Genomic DNA, 17,991 nt, shown 5'->3' with positions numbered 1-17,991 from the left:
CCCGCAAGGGGAGAAGGAAGAAAGCGCGTCTCTACTCCTGCATCATCTCGCCACTGCCGCCGAACTCGGCCGGGAAATCCTTCAGCTTGGGCAGGCCGTCGCGCATCGGCAGCACGGTCTCGGCGTAATTGACGTGGACGCCGGGCGTGAATGCGAGCGTGGGAATGGTGGCGGTGAAGACGTCGACGAGGCCGAGCGGCGGGTGATTGGTCATCAGATGGCCGCCGCACTTCCGGCAAAATTTGCGCTGGCTGAGCGGCGTCTTGGCGAAGGTCTCGACATGCTGGTCGCCCTCGGTGATGCGCACGGCTTCGGGCTTCCACAGGCTGAAGGCGTTCACCGGTCCGCCGGACCAGGACCGGCAGGAGCGGCAATGGCAATAGCCCATCGCCTCCGGCGCGCCCGTGACCTCGACCGTGACCGCGCCGCAGAAGCAGTTTCCGACATGTTTCATTTGGTCGTCTCCATGATGAGGGATCGATATCGCGTGTCGGGGCGCCACGCGTCCTCCTTTCGGTGGACGCGTGGCGCGAGGCAGAGACTATACCGATCTGCGCCAGGGAATAAGCATCGACACCCGTTGTTTGTACTGCCGGTACTCGTCGCCGAAGAGATCGACGAGGTCGCGCTCCTCCAGCGCGATGCCGACGAAGATGTAGAGCGTGGTCACGGCCGCGAACAGCAGATGGCCCACAGTCATGACCGGCGCCGCCCAGAACGCGATGATGAAACCGAGATAGATCGGATGACGGACGAACTTGTAGAGCAGCGGCGTCTTGAAGCGCGGCGGCGCGGCTTCCCTGCCGACGAGATGATCGGTCACCTGAGACAGGCCGAACAACTCGAAATGGTTGATGATGAAGGTCGAGGTGAACACCAGCACCCAGCCCGCGAAGGACAACGTGACCACCGTCACGGCAAGATCCGGGTTCTCGACCTGCCATATGATCGTGGGCAGCGGGCGCCACTGCCAGAACAGGAGCAGCAATGACAGGCTCGCGAACAACACATAGGTCGAGCGCTCGACCGGCTGGGGGACGAACTGCGTCCACCACGCCTTGAACTGTTGACGCGCCATCACGCTATGTTGAACCGCAAATAGCGACATCAGCAGCAGATTGATGATGACCGCGCGAACGACGGGCGATTCGGCTCCGGTGTCGATGGTCTTCGGTACCATCACCCCCATGACGAAACCGATGGCGTAGAGCACGGTGACGAAAAAGACGAGATATGCCGCAATTCCGTACAGAAAGGCGATGAACCTGAAAACGCGCGAGCCCGCAACCTCCGGGCCGATGAAATGAACCTGGTGATCAAGTTGGGTCATAGAACGCTCCGTTGTGCCGAGGCATCGGCACTGTTTGGTCTTCGCACCATGCCGGATCGGACGTCCTCCGGCTTTCGCGGGGGGTTGATTTTCGCCTGAGACGACTTTGATTTTTGCTTGAGACGACAGAAACGTGCGATTTTGCTTTGAAAACAACGTGCTGGACAGCGATCTGCGGGAGCTCACCTGCGCCGGAGTGGCCGTTCCGTTGCAGCCGCAGGTGTTCGATCTCCTGCTTTACCTCGTTGCCGAGCGCGCCCGTGTGGTCAGCAAGGATGACCTGATCAGCCAGATCTGGAGCGACCGGATCGTCTCCGATTCCGCCCTGAACAGCCGCATCAATGCTGCGCGCAAGGCGCTGGGCGACGACGGCGCGACCCAGCGGCTGATCAAGACCATTCCGCGCAAGGGCTTTCGTTTCGTCGGCGATGTCCGGGAAGACGTGCCGGCCGCGCCAGTGCCCGTTGAACCTGCCATGGCCCGGCCGCGCGCCGTGACGGACCGCCCGGGAATCGCGGTGCTCGCCTTCGAGAACATGAGCGGCGATCCCGCACAGGACTATTTCGGCGACGGAATCAGCGAGGACATCCTCACGGCGCTGTCGAAGCAGCGGTGGTTCATGGTGATCGCCCGCAATTCATCCTTCACCTACAAGGGTCGCGCCGTCCACATCAGGCAGATCGCCGAGGAACTCGGCGTCCGCTACATCGTCGAGGGCAGCGTGCGCAAGGCGGACAACCGCGTGCGCATCACCGCGCAGCTCAACGACGCCACGTCAGGCAGCCATCTCTGGGCCGAGCGCTATGATCGCGAGCTCGTCGACGTCTTCGCCGTGCAGGACGAGATCACCAACGCCATCGTCGCAGCGATCGAGCCTCACATCCACGCCGCGGAGAATTTTCGCAGCCATCGCAAGCCGCCCGCAAGCCTGGACGCGTGGGACCTGTTGATGCGGGCTCTGTCGCATTATTGGCGCGTGACCAGGCAGGATCACGATGCCGCGAGGGCGCTGCTCGAGCGCGCGATCGCCATCGATCCGAATTATGGCCAGGCGCTGTCAGTGCTGGCCGTGAATGAGATGTTCGGCGTGCATCTTGGCTGGGCTGAGCTGGCCGTGGTTGCTCCGGCGGCGGAAGCCGCCGCGCTCAAAGCGGTGCGCTGCGACCACGAAGATGCCTGGGCGCATGCCGCGCTCGGCAGCGTCTACTTCTCGACACGCCGGCTCGCCGACGCGTTGTCCGAGTTCGAGCAGGCCCTGGCGCTCAACCCGAACTTCTCGCTGGCGCAAGGCTACCACGCGCTGGCACTGTCCTATGTCGGACGGTCGAAAGAGGCGTTTGCGGCGGCGCACACAGCGATCCGGCTCTCGCCGCGCGATCCGTCGCTGGCGATCTATCACGGCATCGCCGGCTATGCGCGCTTCACCGAGCGGCAGTATGACGAAGCCATCGCGCTCGCGCGCGAGGCGATTCGCCACCGCGGCGACCTTACCGGCGCTTACCGCGTTCTCGCCGTTTCGGCCGGCATGACCGGCGACAGCGCGCTAGCGGAGATGGCACTCGGCGAGCTCCGCCGCACCCAGCCGGGCATCTCGCTGCACTGGATCGCGACGCAACTGCCATGGGCCAGTGAAGCCGATCGCGAGCACTATCTGGAGGGATTCCGGCGCGCGGGATTGCGGTGACAGTTCTTACCCTCCCCTGGAGGCAAGGGAAAACAGGACGCGCTGTACATTTTTTGTGCGAACCCTGTCGAGACTTTCATCTTGCGGCGCCGAACGAGACTGTGTGAGCCTCGATATCGGATGGGGACTGGGATGGGCCGGCCGTCGCTTTGCGCGCGAGGACGTCGCGAAGCGTTTACGGCTGGCCGCGCTTGAGAAAGATACGATATGCCAAAACGCGTGTTGCTTTGTCTCCTCCTCGCTTGCGGCCTCACGGCCCCGGCGCTGGCGCAAGAGCCGAAACCGGGGGGCGTGATCAATGCCGTGATCCAGCCCGAGCCGCCCGGCCTGATGCTGGCGATGGTGCAGAACGGCCCGGTCCAGATGGTCTCGGGCAACATCTTCGAGGGGCTGCTGCGCTACAGCCCGAAGCTCGAGCCGCTGCCGGAGCTCGCCGAAAGCTGGAGCGTCAGCGAGGACGCCAAGACCTACAGCTTCAAGCTCAAGAAGGGCGTGACCTGGCATGACGGCAAGCCCTTCACCGCCGCCGACGTGCTGTTCTCGATGGAGATGCTGAAGCAGACGCATGCGCGTGCCCGCACCAATCTGGCGCAGGTCGACAAGATCGAGACGCCGGACGACTATACGGTGGTGTTCACGCTGAAGCAGCCGTTCGGCCCGTTCCTCGGCATTTTCGAGGTCGGCTCGATGCCGATGGTGCCAAAGCATCTCTACGAAGGCACCGACTGGAAGACCAACCCCTACAACAACGCGCCCATCGGCACCGGCCCCTTCATGTTCAAGGAGTGGCAGAAGGGCTCGTTCATCCGCCTGGTCAAGAACCCGAACTACCACGAAAAGGGCAAGCCCTATCTCGACGAGATCTACTGGCAGATCATCCCCGACGCGGCCGCGCGCTCGGTGGCGTATGAGACCGGCAAGGTCGACGTGCTGCCGGGCGGCTCGGTCGAGAATTTCGACGTGCCGCGCCTGTCCAAGTTGAAAGACACCTGCGTGACGGGCGCCGGCTGGGAGTTCTTCTCGCCGCTCGCCTGGCTGTGGCTGAATAACCGCCAGGGTCCGCTCGCCGACAAGCGGGTGCGGCAGGCAATCATGTACGCGATCGACCGCGATTTCGCCAAGGACGTGATCTGGAACGGGCTCGGCAAGGTGGCGACCGGCCCTTCGTCCTCGGCCATCAAATACTACACGGACGATGTGAAGAAATATCCGTATGATCCGGCCAAGGCCAAGGCCTTGCTGAAGGAAGCCGGCTACAAGGGCGAGAAGATCCGCCTGCTGCCGCTCGCCTATGGCGAGACCTGGCAGCGCTGGGGTGAAGCGGTGAAGCAGAACCTCCAGGACGTCGGCATGAACATCGAGACCATCGCCACCGACGTTGCCGGCGGCAACCAGAAGATCGCCGACTGGGACTACGACATCGCCTTCACCTATCTCTACCAGTATGGCGATCCCGCGCTCGGCGTCGGCCGCAACTACATCTCCAGCAACATCGCCAAAGGGCAGGTCTTCAACAACGTCGAGGGCTACTCCAACCCGGAGATCGACAAGCTGTTCGCCGACGGCGCAGTTGCCACACCGGACTCCAAGCGCAAGGAGATCTACGACAAGGCACAGAAGATCCTGGTCGAGGACGTGCCGGTGGCCTGGATGCTGGAGCTGCAATTCCCGACCATCATGCGCTGCAAGGTCAAGAACCTGATCACCACGGGAATCGGGGTCAATGACGGCTTCAAGGACGCATGGCTCGACAAGTGAGGGGCTGCATGCGAAACCGCGGTAAATTTCCTGCCGCGGTGTCGTTCCAGGGTACGAACTGATCCACGATGAAATCGTATCGAGACACTCAGGCATCGGCGGTGCCCACCTCTCCCGGAGGGAGAGGTCGGATCGCATCCCCAGATGCGATGCGGGTGAGGGGTTGCGCTCTCTCGTGGGACCTGATCCCCCTCACCCGCGCCTTCGGCGCGACCTCTCCCCGACGGGGAGAGGTGTTCCTTGCGGCGAGACCGCCTCGACCAACCGGCATACGTGGCTAGATGCTCTCCTTCGTCGCTCAGCGTGTCGTGAAGGGCGTGATCGTCCTGCTCGCGATCGTCGTCCTAAATTTCTTCCTGATCCGGCTTGCGCCCGGCGATCCCGCGATCGTGATGGCGGGCGAGGCCGGCGCCAGCGACCAGGTCTTCGTCAAGCAGCTCCGGGAGAAGTTCGGCCTCGACAAGCCGCTGCCCGAGCAGCTCTTCATTTACGTCAAGGGGGTCGCCACCCTCGACCTCGGCTTCTCCTTCCGCCAGCAGGCGCCGGTCGCCAGGCTGATCGGCGAGCGGCTGCCCGCGACGTTGCTGCTGACGCTGACCGCCTTCGCGATCTCGCTGACGCTCGGCGTCCTGTTCGGCACCTTCGCCGCGCGCTTTGCCGGAACGTTCCTCGACACGGCCATCACCGTATTCGCGCTGATCTTCTACGCCATGCCGATCTTCTGGGTGGCGTTGATGAGCATCCTGTTGTTCTCCGTCACCATGGATTGGCTGCCGAGCTTCGGCTACGAGACCGTCGGCGCCAACCTCACCGGCCTTGCCCATGCGGTCGACGTCGCAAAACACCTGATCATGCCGGCGATGACGCTCGGCCTGTTCTTCATGGCGACATACACCCGCATGACGCGCGCCTCGATGCTGGAGGTGAAGCGGCTCGACTTCGTCAAGACGGCGCGCGCCAAGGGCCTCTCCGACGCCGTGATCCAGCGCCGCCACGTGCTGCGCAACGCATTGCTGCCGGTCGTGACGCTCGCCGGCGTACATTCCGGCACGCTGATCGGCGGCGCCGTCATCACCGAGACCGTGTTCGCCTGGCCCGGCATCGGGCGGCTGATGTACGACGCGCTGCTGCAGCGTGACTACAACCTGCTGCTCGGCGTCTTCGTGATCTGCTCGGCCATGGTCCTGATCTTCAACCTCATCACCGACCTCGTCTATCGCCTGGTCGATCCGCGCATCGAATACGCCACATGAAACAGTTCTGGAGATCGATGCTGAAGAGCCCCAGCGGCGTCATCGGGCTCATCATCCTCCTGCTTGCGATCTCGGTCGCCGTGTTCGGACCGATGCTGTTCCCGAACTCGCCCTGGCGCATGGTGCAGCGGCCGTTCCTGCCGCCCTTCACGCTCTCGACCGTGCCGCTCGGCACCGATGCGCTCGGCCGCGACGTGTTCGCCGGCATGATCTTCGGCGCCCGCGTCTCGCTGCTGGTCGGTCTCGTCTCGACCCTGGTCGCGTTGCTCGTCGGCGTTCCCATCGGCGCCATGGCCGGCTATTTCGGCGGCAAGGTCGACGACGCCTTGATGCGCTTCACCGAGTTCTTCCAGACCATTCCGAGCTTCGCGCTCGCCATCGTGCTGGTCGCGATCCTGCAGCCCTCGATCTATTCGATCGTGGTCTCGATCGCGGTGGTGAGCTGGCCGCCCGTCGCCCGCCTCGTGCGCGGCGAGGTGCTGTCGCTGCGCACGCGCGAATATGTCCAGGCGGCCGTCGTGACCGGGCAGTCGCACAGCTGGATCATCCTGCGCGAAATCCTGCCCAACGCGCTGTCGCCGGTGATCGTGCTGGCCTCGCTGATGGTGGCGACCGCGATCCTCTTGGAATCCTCGTTGGCGTTCCTCGGCCTCGGCGATCCCAACCTGATCTCATGGGGCTACATGGTCGGCGCCGGCCGCACCGTGATCCGCCAGGCCTGGTGGATCACCGTATTTCCCGGCGTCGCCATCCTGATCTCCGTGCTGGGGCTGAACCTGATCGGCGAAGGCCTTAACGATGCGCTCAATCCGCGTCTGTCGCGCGAGGGCCGCTGACGATGACCGCGCCGCCCGCCGTCTCGATCAGAAACTTGCGGATCGCGCTGCCCAAGGGCGCCGAACGTCCCTTCGCCGTCGACGGCGTCTCGCTGGACCTGCGGCCCGGCAAGATCGTCTGCGTCGTCGGCGAATCCGGCTCCGGCAAGTCGATGTGCGCGCATGCGCTGATGGGCCTGTTGCCGGACACAGTGTCGGTCGCCTCCGGCGAGATCCAGTTCGAGGGAAGTGACCTGCTCAAGCTCGACGACGACGGCTGGCGCGATTTGCGCGGCCGCAGGCTTGCGATGATCTTCCAGGAGCCGATGACCGCGCTCAATCCGTTGATGCGGATCGGCGACCAGATGGCGGAGATGTTCGAGGCGCACGGTCTGCTGACGCCGAAGGAACGCCGCGCGAAGGCGTTGTCGCTGGCGCGCGAGGTTGGCCTGCCCGACCCCGAGCGCATCGTGCGCGCCTATCCGCACCAGCTCTCCGGCGGCCAGCGCCAGCGCGCCATGATCGCGATGGCGCTCGCGCTCGAGCCGGCGGTGCTGGTCGCGGACGAGCCGACCACCGCGCTCGACGTCACGACGCAGGCGCAGATCCTGAAACTGATCCGCAACCTGCAGCGCAACCGCAACATGGCGGTGATGTTCATCACCCACGATTTCGGCGTGGTCGCCGATATCGCCGACCAGGTCGTGGTGCTCCGCCAGGGCAAGGTCGTCGAGGAAGGCTCCGCCGCCACCGTCTTCAGCGACCCGCAGCACGACTACACCAAGGTGCTGCTCGCCGCCGTGCCGTCGATGGACCCGCCGGCGCGCACGCCGCTCGACGACCGGGCCCGGGCCGTCGAAGTGATCGGGCTGGACAAGACCTACGTCACGTCGGGCGGCTGGTTCCGCGAGGACCGCCGCGTCGATGCCGCGTGCGCGGTCAATTTCAACATCCTCAAGGGCGAGACGCTCGGCCTTGTCGGCGAGTCCGGCTCGGGCAAGTCGTCGGTGGCGCGCCTCGTGATGCGGCTGATCGAGGCCGACCGCGGCACGGTGCGGATCGGCGACACCGATCTCACCTCACTCTCGGGCAAAGCGCTGCGCGCCGAGCGCCATCGCATCCAGATGATCTTCCAGGATCCGTTCGCCTCGCTCAATCCGCGGCGCAAGATCGGCCAGATCATCGCCGACGGTCCGATCGCGGCCGGTACCGATCCGAAGGTGGCGTTCGAGCGCGCCCGCGATCTCCTGAAGATGGTGGGCCTGGATGCCGGCGCACTCGAACGCTATCCGCACGAATTCTCCGGCGGCCAGCGCCAGCGCATCGGCATTGCCCGCGCGCTCGCGCTCGAGCCCGAGATCATCGTCGCCGATGAAGCCGTCTCCGCGCTCGACGTCTCCGTGCAGGCCCAGGTCTTGAAGCTGCTCGAAGATCTCAAGGCCCGCCTCGGCCTGTCGATGCTGTTCATCACCCACGACTTACGCGTCGCGGCGCAGATCTGCGATCGCATCGCGGTGATGCAGCGTGGTGCCATCGTCGAGCTGAAGCCGACCGCGCAGCTTTTCGCCGCGCCCGAGCATGCCTATACGCGTGAGCTGCTGGCGGCCGTGCCGGGACGGAAGGAGCGCGCGCCGGCGGCGTAAGGCGGCCGGTCGTGTTCATCACCTTCGTGATGGTTCCAAAAACTTGCACGCTGCAGGAGAAGAAACATATTCGGTCGAGCAGCATTTGCTCTCGTGAGACCGCCCTTGCCGATGCGGCAAGGGGTAAACTGACACCAGCATTCGTTCGCCCGCGGACTGAAGCCGCACGATGAACGTGATGTGGTGAACAGATCAACGACCCAGCGCATGAGACACAACGGGACGTTGGGCATTGTCAGACGCGGTCACGCGCTTTTTATCCGTCGTGACCGGCTGCGCCGCTTCAACGCCGAAGACGGCACCTTAGATGGGAATTGAATGATCTACGTCATATCATGACGGACTGACACACACTATTCGGAGCCAACATGGGCGAAGTTATTCGATTTGTCTCAAAGTCCGAGCGCGAGCGAGCACGCCTCATCGCGGAGGCGCGCGCCATCTACGACAGCATCTTCCCGCCGGACGATCCGGCCAACGAGGCTCAGGACAAGGCCGCGACAGGGCGCGCGTTCATCGGCCGCGACGGGGGTAATTTGTCGTGATCAAGATCATTGCCGTGCTCTGCAGCCTCGCCTCTCCCACCAGCTGCCACGAGCAGATCGTCACCACTTCGGACTTTGCCCAGGTCTCGGTGCAGTCCTGCCTGATGGGCGCGCCGCAGCTCGCCGAATGGATGAACCAGCATCCGGCCGAGCGCCTGGCGGCCTGGCGCTGCGTGATCGGCCAGCAGACCGGACGGGGCATCTAGGGCCGGCGGCCCGCGACCTCCATCACGCAAGGCAGTGACGACAGTTCATCGCCGGAGTAACCTCTCGTGGCGGCCATTGGCAGCAAGGGGGAAGCCGGATGGAAGTCGCGAGCCTCGTTCTTCCCGTTTTCGCGATCATCGTCACCGGGTGGCTCGCCGGCGAGCTTGGCTATCTCTCCCGCACACTGGCCGACGCGCTGGTGCACTTCGCCTACAACGTGGCGATGCCGGCGCTGCTGATCGTCACGATCGCGCAGGAGCCGGCGCGCAATCTGCTGGAATGGCGTTTTCTGCTCGCCTTCGGCGGCGGCTCGCTCGTCTGCTTCGCGCTGGTCTTCGTAGCGGTCCGCGCCGGCGGAAAGCATGATCTCGCCAGCAGCACGATCCATGGCATGGCCGCGGCGATGACCAATACCGGCTTCGTGGCGCTGCCGATCCTGCACGCGATCTACGGCCAGCCCGCCGTGCTGCCTGCTGCGGTGGCGACGGTATTCGTGGCCGCCGTGATGTTTCCGATCACGGTCATCCTTCTGGAGAGGGACGCGCGCGGGTCGGCTGGGCAGTCGGCGGGCCTCGCCAGGCAGATCCTGCTCAATCCGATGGTGCTGTCGACCCTTGTCGGTCTCGTCTGGGCGATCACGGGCCTGCCGATTGCGGCCCCGGTCGCAGCCTATCTCAACATGATCGCCGCCGCGCTGACGCCCTGCGCGTTGTTTGCCATCGGGCTCGGCCTGTCGGTCGCAGGCCTGCGGTCCAGCCTGAAGGCGTCGTTCGCGCTCGCGGCCGTGAAGCTCGTGATCATGCCGCTGATCGTCTACGGACTTTGTGTGATCATCGGCCTCAACGCGCTCGACACCGTCGCCGCCGTGATATGCGCCGCCGTGCCGACGGCGAAGACAGTGTACGTGCTGGCGCACGAGCACAAGGTCGAGGAGAAGCTGGTCGCGGCCACGGTCTCGGTCACGACGGTGCTGTCGGTCGCGACATTGCTGGTCGCGCTGTACCTGCTCTCCGGTCTCGCGACCGGGACGCGCTGACCCGCACGGGCGCGCTTATCTCGTGGTGTTGCTCCAGGTCGGAACCGAGTTGGTCACGCCGACCGACGGCCAATTATACGTTCCGATCGACGGCGCCGTCACCGTGCCGACCGTCTGTCCCGACGAGCCGTAAGCCGCCCTGGGCTGCGCAATTGGCGCGCCGGCACCGCCATAGGTTGGGCCCACCACAGTTGTGTTGGAATATTGCCTGCTCGAGCGGGCCTTCTTGGCTTCGGCCGCGAAGGGCGCAGCCAGCATTCCGGCAGTAATGAGTGCGGCAACGGCCAGCTTCATGCTTGCCATGGCTGATCCTCCTTGTTTGGGCGCCCCTTCGATCATCTCATCATCCGTCGGACAATTTCCATAGGCCTCTCGTTCATAACTCCGTGCGTAAGCGAACGTGCCGCAATCGAGCGCGCCGCCTTCGGATGGACCCGAATCAGCGCTACTGGATGGCCTGAAGGACTTCCTGGACGCGAGTGGACATGACCGGCCCCGAACTGAAGCAGCTTCGCAGCGACCTTTCCGACGTCATCGGGCGCCAGCTGACGGCAGCCGATATGGCGAGACTCTGCGGGTTGCCGGAGAAGGGCGGGGCCGACACCATCCGGCGCTGGGAGGTGAGCGGCCCGACGCCGTCGGCGACCAAGGTGCTGCGCGTGCTCGCGATGGCGAGCGAGCGCTATCCGATCCTGGAGAAGTTCGACATCTTCGATCGCCACGACGTGCGCGAGGAGGATCGGCCGGCCAAGCGCGCAGCGTTCCGCGCGCAGATGCGCGACGAGGTGCTGCGGCGTCTTGGCTAACGAAAGCCGCGCGCAGGCTCACCGGCTTGCACCCAATTAAGCCTTCGTTCAGCATTTCTTAAGCTGGCATTAAGCACGAAAATCAACTGCAGCCCAACAAGTTAGGTTGGCTGCCGCGGTGCCACGGTTGTGACAGCATTTTCATCAAAAGCGAGCTATCTGCAAAACCAGCGACGGCGCGAAGAAGCGCGCCAGCCGGGGACATAAGTGTTGGAGTTCAAGACGATGAAGAAGATTCTGTTTGCGACCGTGACGCTGCTGGTGGCGGGCGCTGCCGCGCCGGCCGTCGGCGCCGACCTCGGTAACCGCACCTACTACAGGACGCCGGCGCCGGCCTACGTCGCGCCGATCTACAACTGGACCGGTTTCTACATCGGCGGCCATCTCGGCGGCGCCTTCTCCAGCGACAACAATTTCAACGGCCTCTCCACCGGCAACAACGGCAATGGCCGTTTCCTCGGCGGCGTGCAGGTCGGTGCGGACTGGCAGTTCAACCCGAACTTCGTCGTCGGCGTCGAAGGCCAGTATTCATGGCTGTCCGGCAGCGTCGGCGCGGTGTTCCCGGGCGGCGTCGCCTACACCAATGACCAGCGCGGCCTCGGCTCGATCACCGGCCGCGTGGGCTACACCTGGGGTCCGGGCCTCGTCTACGTGAAGGGCGGCTACGCCTATTCCGACAACAACGAGAAAGTCACCGTCGCCGGCGTGCCGACCGCTTTCGTCATCACCGCCGATCACCGCAACGGCTACACCGTCGGCGCCGGTATCGAATACATGTTCGCCCCGAACTGGTCGGCCAAGGCCGAGTACCAGTACTACAATTTCGGCGACGCGAGCTTCACCGGCGGTCCCCTGGCGGGCACCGGCAGCTTCACCACCGACGACCATACGGTCAAGGCCGGCCTCAACTACCGCTTCAACTGGGCGAGCCCGGCCGTCGCGAGCTACTGATCGGTTAGCAAAATCCTGTCTTGTGGAAGGGCCGGTGATCTCGCCGGCCCTTCTTTTTTCGCTGTGCGGAATCGCGGGCCCAATGCAAGCAATTGCACCGATTGCGATTTTTTAACCGGCCCCGCCCATACTGCCCGCCACAAAACAGAAGCAAGAGCGTGGGGGAATTTAGATGGCGATCCGTCTGGGGGCTGGCCGTTGGCTCGGTCGATTCAAGCCTCGTTTCAAGAAGCCACAATGGGGCGTGCGCGGGAGCCTGTTCACGGCCTTCGCGGTGATCGCGGGCATGGGCCTCGTGATCGCAGCCGGCGCTGGCCTCGCGCTGCAGAATCTCGGCGGACGCATGATCGAACTGAGCGGGCGGGACATTCCGCGCCTTGCCGCCAGCCTGCAATTGTCGGCCCTGAGCGCCAGCCTTGCGGCACAGGGACCGGCCCTGCTTGCGGCTCAAAGCGAGGAAGCCCTGAACGAGCGCACCAAGAAGCTCAAGGAATTGCAGGAGCAGACGCAGCAGAAGCTCAACGAGATCATCGAGCTCGGCGGGGACAAGGCCGTGGTCTCCGGACTCAGCGAGACCATGAAGAGCATCAACGAGGCGGCCCAGAGCCTGGCCAAGGCCGCCCGCGAACGACTGGACATCGCCGCCCTCCACGACAAGCAATATGACGCGCTGCGCACCGCGCAGGGCGCGTTCGTGGGCGCGGCCAGTCCGGCGATGCTGGACGCGCAGACCCGGGTCAACGCCATTCTCGGGTCGGCCAACCTGTCGGCCGAAGATGCCACCGAAGCCGCGCAGACCGTCGGCCAGCTCGGCAACGTCGTTGCCAGCGGCAATCTCGCGGCCGCCGACATGAGCGCGGCGCTGTCGGCGAGCACGAGCGACAAGCTCGACGACATTCAGAAGGAATTCAAGACGGCGCAGGGACGCCTGCGGTCGAACCTCGATCTGTTGCCCGACAACGAGGGCAACAAGATGCTGCGCGCGACGGCGGAAAAGCTGCTCGCGCTCGGCACCGGCAAGACCGGCGTGTTCAATCTGCGTGAGAAGGAGCTCGACTCCATCGACTACGGCCAGACCATCCTGGACGAGACGCGCAAGCTCAACGTCGGCCTCGGCATCAGCGTGCAGCAGCTCGTCGACGGCGTGCAGAAGGAGACCAACGCGTCGACCTTCCAGGCACGGCAGGAAATTTCGCTCGCGACCTCGGTCATGCTCGCGCTGGGCGCGCTGATGCTGGTCGGCTCGGCCCTGTTCGTCTGGCTCTATGTCGGCCGCAACGTCCTGCGCCGCATCCGCGAGCTTCAGCGCGCCATGCAGCTGCTTTCGGCCGGCGACCTCGACACCGAGATCGTCCGCTCCCGCCAGAATGACGAGATCGGCGTGATGAAGGAAACGCTGACCGTCTTTCGCGACAGCATGATCGAAGCCCGCGCGCTCGCCGGCGAGCAGGAGAAGGACCGCGCGGCCAAGGCCGAGCGGGCCGCCCGCATGGAAGCCAGGATCGCCGAGTTCGAGGGCACGGTGCGCACCGCGCTCGACAATCTGGCGCAATCGGCCAATTCGATGCAATCGACCGCGCAGAGCATGTCGACGACCGCCGACCAGTCCAACGCGCTGGTGAACGCGGTCGCCTCCGCCGCGGAGGAGACTTCGGTCAACGTGCAGACGGTATCGTCGGGTACCGAGCAGCTCTCGTCCTCGATCGAGGAGATCAGCAAGCAGGTGGTCACCTCGGCCGCGATCGCCAAGAAGGCGGTCGATGAGGCCGGCGCCACCGACACCACGGTGCAGAGCCTCGCCAACGGCGCAAGCCGCATCAGCGTCGTCGTCGACCTGATCCAGACCATTGCCTCGCAGACCAATTTGCTCGCGCTGAACGCCACCATCGAGGCGGCACGCGCGGGCGAAGCCGGCCGCGGCTTCGCGGTGGTCGCTTCCGAGGTGAAGAGCCTCGCGAGCCAGACCGCCAAGGCAACGGAAGAGATCCGCACCCAGATCGCCAGCATGCAACAGGTCACGACCTCTGCGGTCGGCGCGATCCAGGGCATCGGCCGGATCATCGGCGAGATCAACGATGTCACCACCACGATCGCGGCCGCGGTCGAGGAACAGGGCGCGGCCACCCGCGAGATCGCCCGCAACATCCAGCACGCGGCCGGCGGCACCAGCGAGGTCTCCAGCAACATCGTCGGCGTCTCCACCGCCTCGGCCGAGGCCGGCGCGGCGGCGAACGAAGTGCTGGGCGCCTCCGATGCGCTCCGCCGCGAGGCCGACATGCTGCGCGGGGAGATCGACGCGTTCCTCAACAACATGCGGGCGGCATAAGCCGCAACAACACGGGGTCTTCACTCCCTCTCCCGCCTGCGGGGGAGGGCTGGGGGTGTCTCCGCATTTGGCAGTGTTTCAAGCACGTCGAGATTGTCCCTGCAGGGCCAGAGCCCGCACCCGGCGCTCCGCGCCGACCCCCTGCAAGCGGGAGAGGTGACCGGGTTCGGAGCACGAGCGTCCCACATGACGAAAAAACACCGCCCGGTATGACGGCCATGCGACAGCCGCCCCACGTCCTTTTTCGGCTGGCGTCCCGCCCCATGTGCGGGTACCGATAGGGCATGCATTCGAAAAACGACACCGTGCAGTCCTCGGCTGAGGCCCTGCGCTATCCCTGGGACCAGCATCCCGGCCCCGAAGAGGTCGTGGAGATCCGGCCGGGCGTGTTGTGGGCGCGGCTGAAACTGCCGTTCCGCCTCAACCACGTGAACATCTATCTGCTGGCCGACGGCGACGGCTATGCCATGGTCGACGCGGGCTTCGGCAACGAGGAGACGATCGAAGCCTGGACGAAGCTGTTCGACGGTCCGCTGAGCGGCGTCAACATCACGCGCCTGATCGTCACCCATTCGCATCCCGATCATGTCGGGCTCGCGGGCTGGATCGTGGAGCGGTTCAACTGCCCGCTGCTGATGTCCCAGGTCGAATATCTGCAATCGGTCTATCACCAGAACCGCGGCACCGAGGAGCGGAAGGAGGCACAACGGCTGTTCTTCCGCCGCCACGGCATGGACGAGTCGCTGACCGAAAAGCTGCTCGGCCGCGGCCAGGACTATCTCAAGCGTGTCTCGGTGCTGCCGCCATCCTACCGCCGCATCTCGCATGGCGACGAGGTCGTGATCGGCGCGCGCCGCTTCAAGGTGATCACCGGCGGCGGGCACGCGCTCGACCAGGTGATGCTGTATTGCGCCGACGACAAGCTGTTCCTCTCCGCCGACCAGGTGCTGAGCAAGATCTCGCCGAATGTCAGCGTGTGGGCGGTCGAGCCCGACCAGAACTCGCTCGGCGAATATCTGGCCTCGCTCGCCAGCCTCACCACCACCCTGCCCTATGACCTCTTGGTGCTGCCCGGGCACGGCGTGCCGTTCTACGGCCTCAAGACCCGCATCAAGCAGCTCGCCGACCACCACGAGGACCGCTGCCGCCTGATCGCGGACGCCTGCCGCGAGCAGCCGAAGACATCCCGGGAGCTGGTGCCCGTGGTGTTCAACAAGCATGTGCTGGACGAACACCAGATGGGCTTTGCCGCCGGCGAGCTGGTCGCCCACGTCAACTACATGATCGTCGAGGGCCGTCTGACCGCCGAGACGAAGGACGGCGTGCTGCAGTTCCGGACGACGTGAGTGGTGCTTCACCTCGCCCCGATGGCGGGGCGAGGGAGCAGATCTCCGGCACAGCTAACAGCTCACTTCATATTCACGATCGCGTGCAGCGCCGCGATGTAGCCGAACGGCCCGAGCCCGCAGATCACGCCCGTTGCCACGAACGAGATCTTGGAGTGGCGATGATATTCGTCGCGGGCGTGGATGTTGGAGATGTGCACCTCCAGCACCGGCCCCTCGAACGTCTTGATCGCGTCCATGATCGAGACCGAGGTGAAGGACAGGCCCGCCGGATTGATGATGATGGCATCGGCATCCTGCCGCGCCGACTGGATCAGATCGACCAGCACGCCTTCGTGGTTGGACTGGTGGAAGGCGAGTTTGAGGCCGAGCTTGGCGGCGGCATCCTCGCAGCTCGCATTGACCTCTGCGAGCGTCGTCGTGCCGTAGATGTGCGGCTCGCGGATGCCGAGCATGTTGAGGTTGGGACCGTTGAGGATCATAACGCGCTTCATGGAAAACGTCCTTTCGAAGGCCAGGTCGAGCATGCTCTCCGGGCCAATGGCGCATGCGCTGCGAGAATCGGATTGGGTAGAGCCGGCGGCCGCGATCTAGCAAAGCGTGTGCCAGGCCGAGAGGGAAGGCCCGGGCAGGCGAGGCCGCATCCCGGCTGATGCTGCAAAGCAACATTACCTCTCGCGCGAACTTGATCGGGATCAACTTTCAAATCGCACGATAGGGCATTTTGCCCAAACGCCCTGCGGGCCCAGATGTGGGATAGCGCATAGACATTGGAGTTGGAAAGGCTCTAAGAAGATGCTCCCCCTTGGTCAGGTTCCGTCTTAGGTTTTGCCGATGGATTACAGCCAGTTCTTCAATTCCGCCCTGGACCGTCTCCACTTCGAGCGGCGCTATCGCGTGTTCGCCGATCTCGAGCGCACGGCCGGCCGGTTCCCACATGCGGTCTGGCATTCTCCCAAGGGCAAGCGCGACGTCGTGATCTGGTGCTCCAACGACTACCTCGGCATGGGCCAGCACCCGAAGGTCGTGGGGGCCATGGTCGAGACCGCTACCCGGGTCGGCACCGGCGCCGGCGGCACCCGTAACATCGCCGGCACGCATCATCCGCTGGTGCAGCTCGAGGCCGAGCTCGCCGACCTCCACGGCAAGGAAGCCGCGCTGCTGTTCACCTCGGGCTATGTCTCGAACCAGACCGGCATCGCGACCATCGCAAAGCTCATTCCGAACTGCCTGATCCTGTCGGACGAGCTCAACCACAATTCGATGATCGAAGGCATCCGCCAGTCCGGCTGCGAACGCGTCGTGTTCCGCCATAACGACCTCGCCGATCTCGAAGCGCAGTTGAAGGCTGCGGGCCCGAGCCGGCCGAAGCTGATCGCCTGCGAGAGCCTCTATTCCATGGACGGCGACGTCGCGCCGCTCGCGAAGATCTGCGATTTCGCCGAGAAATACGGCGCGATGACGTATGTCGACGAGGTTCACGCGGTCGGCATGTACGGCCCGCGCGGCGGCGGCATCGCCGAGCGTGACGGTGTCATGCATCGCATCGACATCCTCGAAGGCACGCTGGCCAAGGCATTCGGCTGCCTCGGCGGCTACATCGCCGCCAACGGCCAGATCATCGATGCCGTGCGTTCCTATGCGCCGGGGTTCATCTTCACCACCGCGCTGCCGCCGGCAATCTGCTCGGCCGCGACCGCCGCGATCAAGCATCTGAAGACCTCGAACTGGGAGCGCGAACGCCATCAGGACCGCGCTGCGCGCGTCAAGGCGATCCTCAGCGCCGCCGGCCTGCCTGTCATGTCGACCGACACCCACATCGTGCCGCTGTTCGTCGGCGATCCCGAGAAGTGCAAGCAGGCCTCCGACCTGCTGCTCGAAGAGCACGGCATCTACATCCAGCCGATCAACTACCCGACCGTGCCCAAGGGCAGCGAACGCCTGCGCATCACGCCCTCGCCCTATCACGATGACGGCCTGATCGATCAGCTCGCCGAAGCGCTGTTGCAGGTGTGGGACCGCCTCGGCCTGCCGCTCAAGCAGAAGTCGCTGGCTGCGGAGTAGGGTTCTCTCTTGCCTCTCCCCGCTTGCGGGGAGAGGCCGGATTGCATCGCCAGATGCGATCCGGGTGAGGGGGAGTCTCGGCAATTTCAACTGTCACCGTCCCCGCGGAGAGCCCCCCTCACCCGACCCTCCTCCCCGCAAGCGGGGCGAGGAGAGCAGGCAGCCCATCCCACGCCTTAACGACAACCCCGGTTCCCGGCCTCGCAGGTCATTTCGCTGTCGCTTGC

General features: G+C 64.8%; 17 protein-coding genes. 13 read left to right on the top strand and 4 right to left on the bottom strand.

The window, feature by feature from the left end; all coding sequences use genetic code 11:
* Positions 1-31: 31 nt before the first annotated feature.
* Entirely contained in the window at positions 32-454 is a 423-nt protein-coding gene (locus ACNJYB_RS04030) for a GFA family protein (RefSeq protein ID WP_439372811.1), read from the bottom strand.
* A gap of 87 nt (positions 455-541) precedes the next feature.
* Positions 542-1,330: a methanethiol S-methyltransferase gene (gene mddA / locus ACNJYB_RS04025; RefSeq protein WP_439372810.1), complete on the bottom strand. Its 789-nt coding sequence runs from the start codon at positions 1,328-1,330 to the stop codon at positions 542-544.
* Positions 1,331-1,463: 133 nt separating this feature from the next.
* On the opposite strand from mddA, the gene ACNJYB_RS04020 reads away from it, so the two are divergent.
* The 8 genes from ACNJYB_RS04020 to ACNJYB_RS03985 all read left to right on the top strand — a co-directional run bounded on the left by ACNJYB_RS04020 (position 1,464) and on the right by ACNJYB_RS03985 (position 10,271).
* Positions 1,464-3,014, top strand: coding sequence for a winged helix-turn-helix domain-containing protein (locus ACNJYB_RS04020; RefSeq protein WP_439372809.1), 1,551 nt, complete (start codon positions 1,464-1,466; stop codon positions 3,012-3,014).
* A 207-nt stretch (positions 3,015-3,221) separates the two neighbouring features.
* Positions 3,222-4,772: an ABC transporter substrate-binding protein gene (locus ACNJYB_RS04015; RefSeq protein ID WP_439372808.1), complete on the top strand. Its 1,551-nt coding sequence runs from the start codon at positions 3,222-3,224 to the stop codon at positions 4,770-4,772.
* A gap of 281 nt (positions 4,773-5,053) precedes the next feature.
* Positions 5,054-6,025 (top strand): ABC transporter permease, encoded by a 972-nt coding sequence (locus ACNJYB_RS04010; RefSeq protein ID WP_439372807.1) that lies wholly within the window; start codon positions 5,054-5,056, stop codon positions 6,023-6,025.
* Positions 6,022-6,861, top strand: coding sequence for an ABC transporter permease (locus ACNJYB_RS04005; protein ID WP_439372806.1), 840 nt, complete (start codon positions 6,022-6,024; stop codon positions 6,859-6,861). The genes ACNJYB_RS04010 and ACNJYB_RS04005 overlap by 4 nt, the downstream gene beginning before the upstream one ends.
* Positions 6,862-6,863: 2 nt before the next feature.
* Positions 6,864-8,483, top strand: a complete 1,620-nt coding sequence (locus tag ACNJYB_RS04000) for an ABC transporter ATP-binding protein (protein WP_439372805.1) — start codon at positions 6,864-6,866, stop codon at positions 8,481-8,483.
* A gap of 368 nt (positions 8,484-8,851) precedes the next feature.
* Positions 8,852-9,028 carry a hypothetical protein gene (locus ACNJYB_RS03995; RefSeq protein WP_439372804.1) on the top strand — a complete coding sequence of 59 codons (177 nt, stop codon included), beginning with the start codon at positions 8,852-8,854 and terminating at the stop codon, positions 9,026-9,028.
* Positions 9,025-9,234 carry a hypothetical protein gene (locus tag ACNJYB_RS03990; protein ID WP_439372803.1) on the top strand — a complete coding sequence of 70 codons (210 nt, stop codon included), beginning with the start codon at positions 9,025-9,027 and terminating at the stop codon, positions 9,232-9,234. The genes ACNJYB_RS03995 and ACNJYB_RS03990 overlap by 4 nt, the downstream gene beginning before the upstream one ends.
* A gap of 98 nt (positions 9,235-9,332) precedes the next feature.
* A complete protein-coding gene (locus ACNJYB_RS03985; protein ID WP_439372802.1) occupies positions 9,333-10,271 on the top strand; it encodes an AEC family transporter in 939 nt (312 codons plus the stop codon).
* A gap of 15 nt (positions 10,272-10,286) precedes the next feature.
* On the opposite strand, the gene ACNJYB_RS03980 is transcribed toward ACNJYB_RS03985, so the two are convergent.
* Positions 10,287-10,574 carry a hypothetical protein gene (locus ACNJYB_RS03980; protein WP_439372801.1) on the bottom strand — a complete coding sequence of 96 codons (288 nt, stop codon included), beginning with the start codon at positions 10,572-10,574 and terminating at the stop codon, positions 10,287-10,289.
* 182 nt (positions 10,575-10,756) lie between these two features.
* Between ACNJYB_RS03980 and ACNJYB_RS03975 the strand changes: the two genes are divergently transcribed.
* The 4 genes from ACNJYB_RS03975 to ACNJYB_RS03960 all read left to right on the top strand — a co-directional run bounded on the left by ACNJYB_RS03975 (position 10,757) and on the right by ACNJYB_RS03960 (position 15,700).
* Positions 10,757-11,077, top strand: a complete 321-nt coding sequence (locus tag ACNJYB_RS03975; protein ID WP_439372800.1) for a hypothetical protein — start codon at positions 10,757-10,759, stop codon at positions 11,075-11,077.
* 225 nt (positions 11,078-11,302) lie between these two features.
* The gene (locus ACNJYB_RS03970) at positions 11,303-12,028 is read left to right on the top strand and encodes an outer membrane protein (protein ID WP_439372799.1); all 726 of its coding nucleotides are present in this window, start codon (positions 11,303-11,305) and stop codon (positions 12,026-12,028) included.
* Between the two features lie 172 nt (positions 12,029-12,200).
* A complete protein-coding gene (locus tag ACNJYB_RS03965) occupies positions 12,201-14,354 on the top strand; it encodes a methyl-accepting chemotaxis protein (protein ID WP_439372798.1) in 2,154 nt (717 codons plus the stop codon).
* A gap of 284 nt (positions 14,355-14,638) precedes the next feature.
* Positions 14,639-15,700: an MBL fold metallo-hydrolase gene (locus ACNJYB_RS03960; protein ID WP_439372797.1), complete on the top strand. Its 1,062-nt coding sequence runs from the start codon at positions 14,639-14,641 to the stop codon at positions 15,698-15,700.
* A gap of 62 nt (positions 15,701-15,762) precedes the next feature.
* On the opposite strand, the gene aroQ is transcribed toward ACNJYB_RS03960, so the two are convergent.
* Positions 15,763-16,194, bottom strand: a complete 432-nt coding sequence (gene aroQ / locus ACNJYB_RS03955) for a type II 3-dehydroquinate dehydratase (protein ID WP_439372796.1) — start codon at positions 16,192-16,194, stop codon at positions 15,763-15,765.
* A gap of 340 nt (positions 16,195-16,534) precedes the next feature.
* On the opposite strand from aroQ, the gene hemA reads away from it, so the two are divergent.
* The gene (hemA, locus tag ACNJYB_RS03950) at positions 16,535-17,764 is read left to right on the top strand and encodes a 5-aminolevulinate synthase (RefSeq protein ID WP_439372795.1); all 1,230 of its coding nucleotides are present in this window, start codon (positions 16,535-16,537) and stop codon (positions 17,762-17,764) included.
* The last annotated feature ends 227 nt before the right edge of the window (positions 17,765-17,991 follow it).

This window comes from Bradyrhizobium sp. SMVTL-02 (assembly GCF_051853005.1).
GTDB lineage: Bacteria > Pseudomonadota > Alphaproteobacteria > Rhizobiales > Xanthobacteraceae > Bradyrhizobium.
Note: the sequence above shows the minus strand (reverse complement) of the source record. Positions and strands in the feature narration are given on the sequence as shown.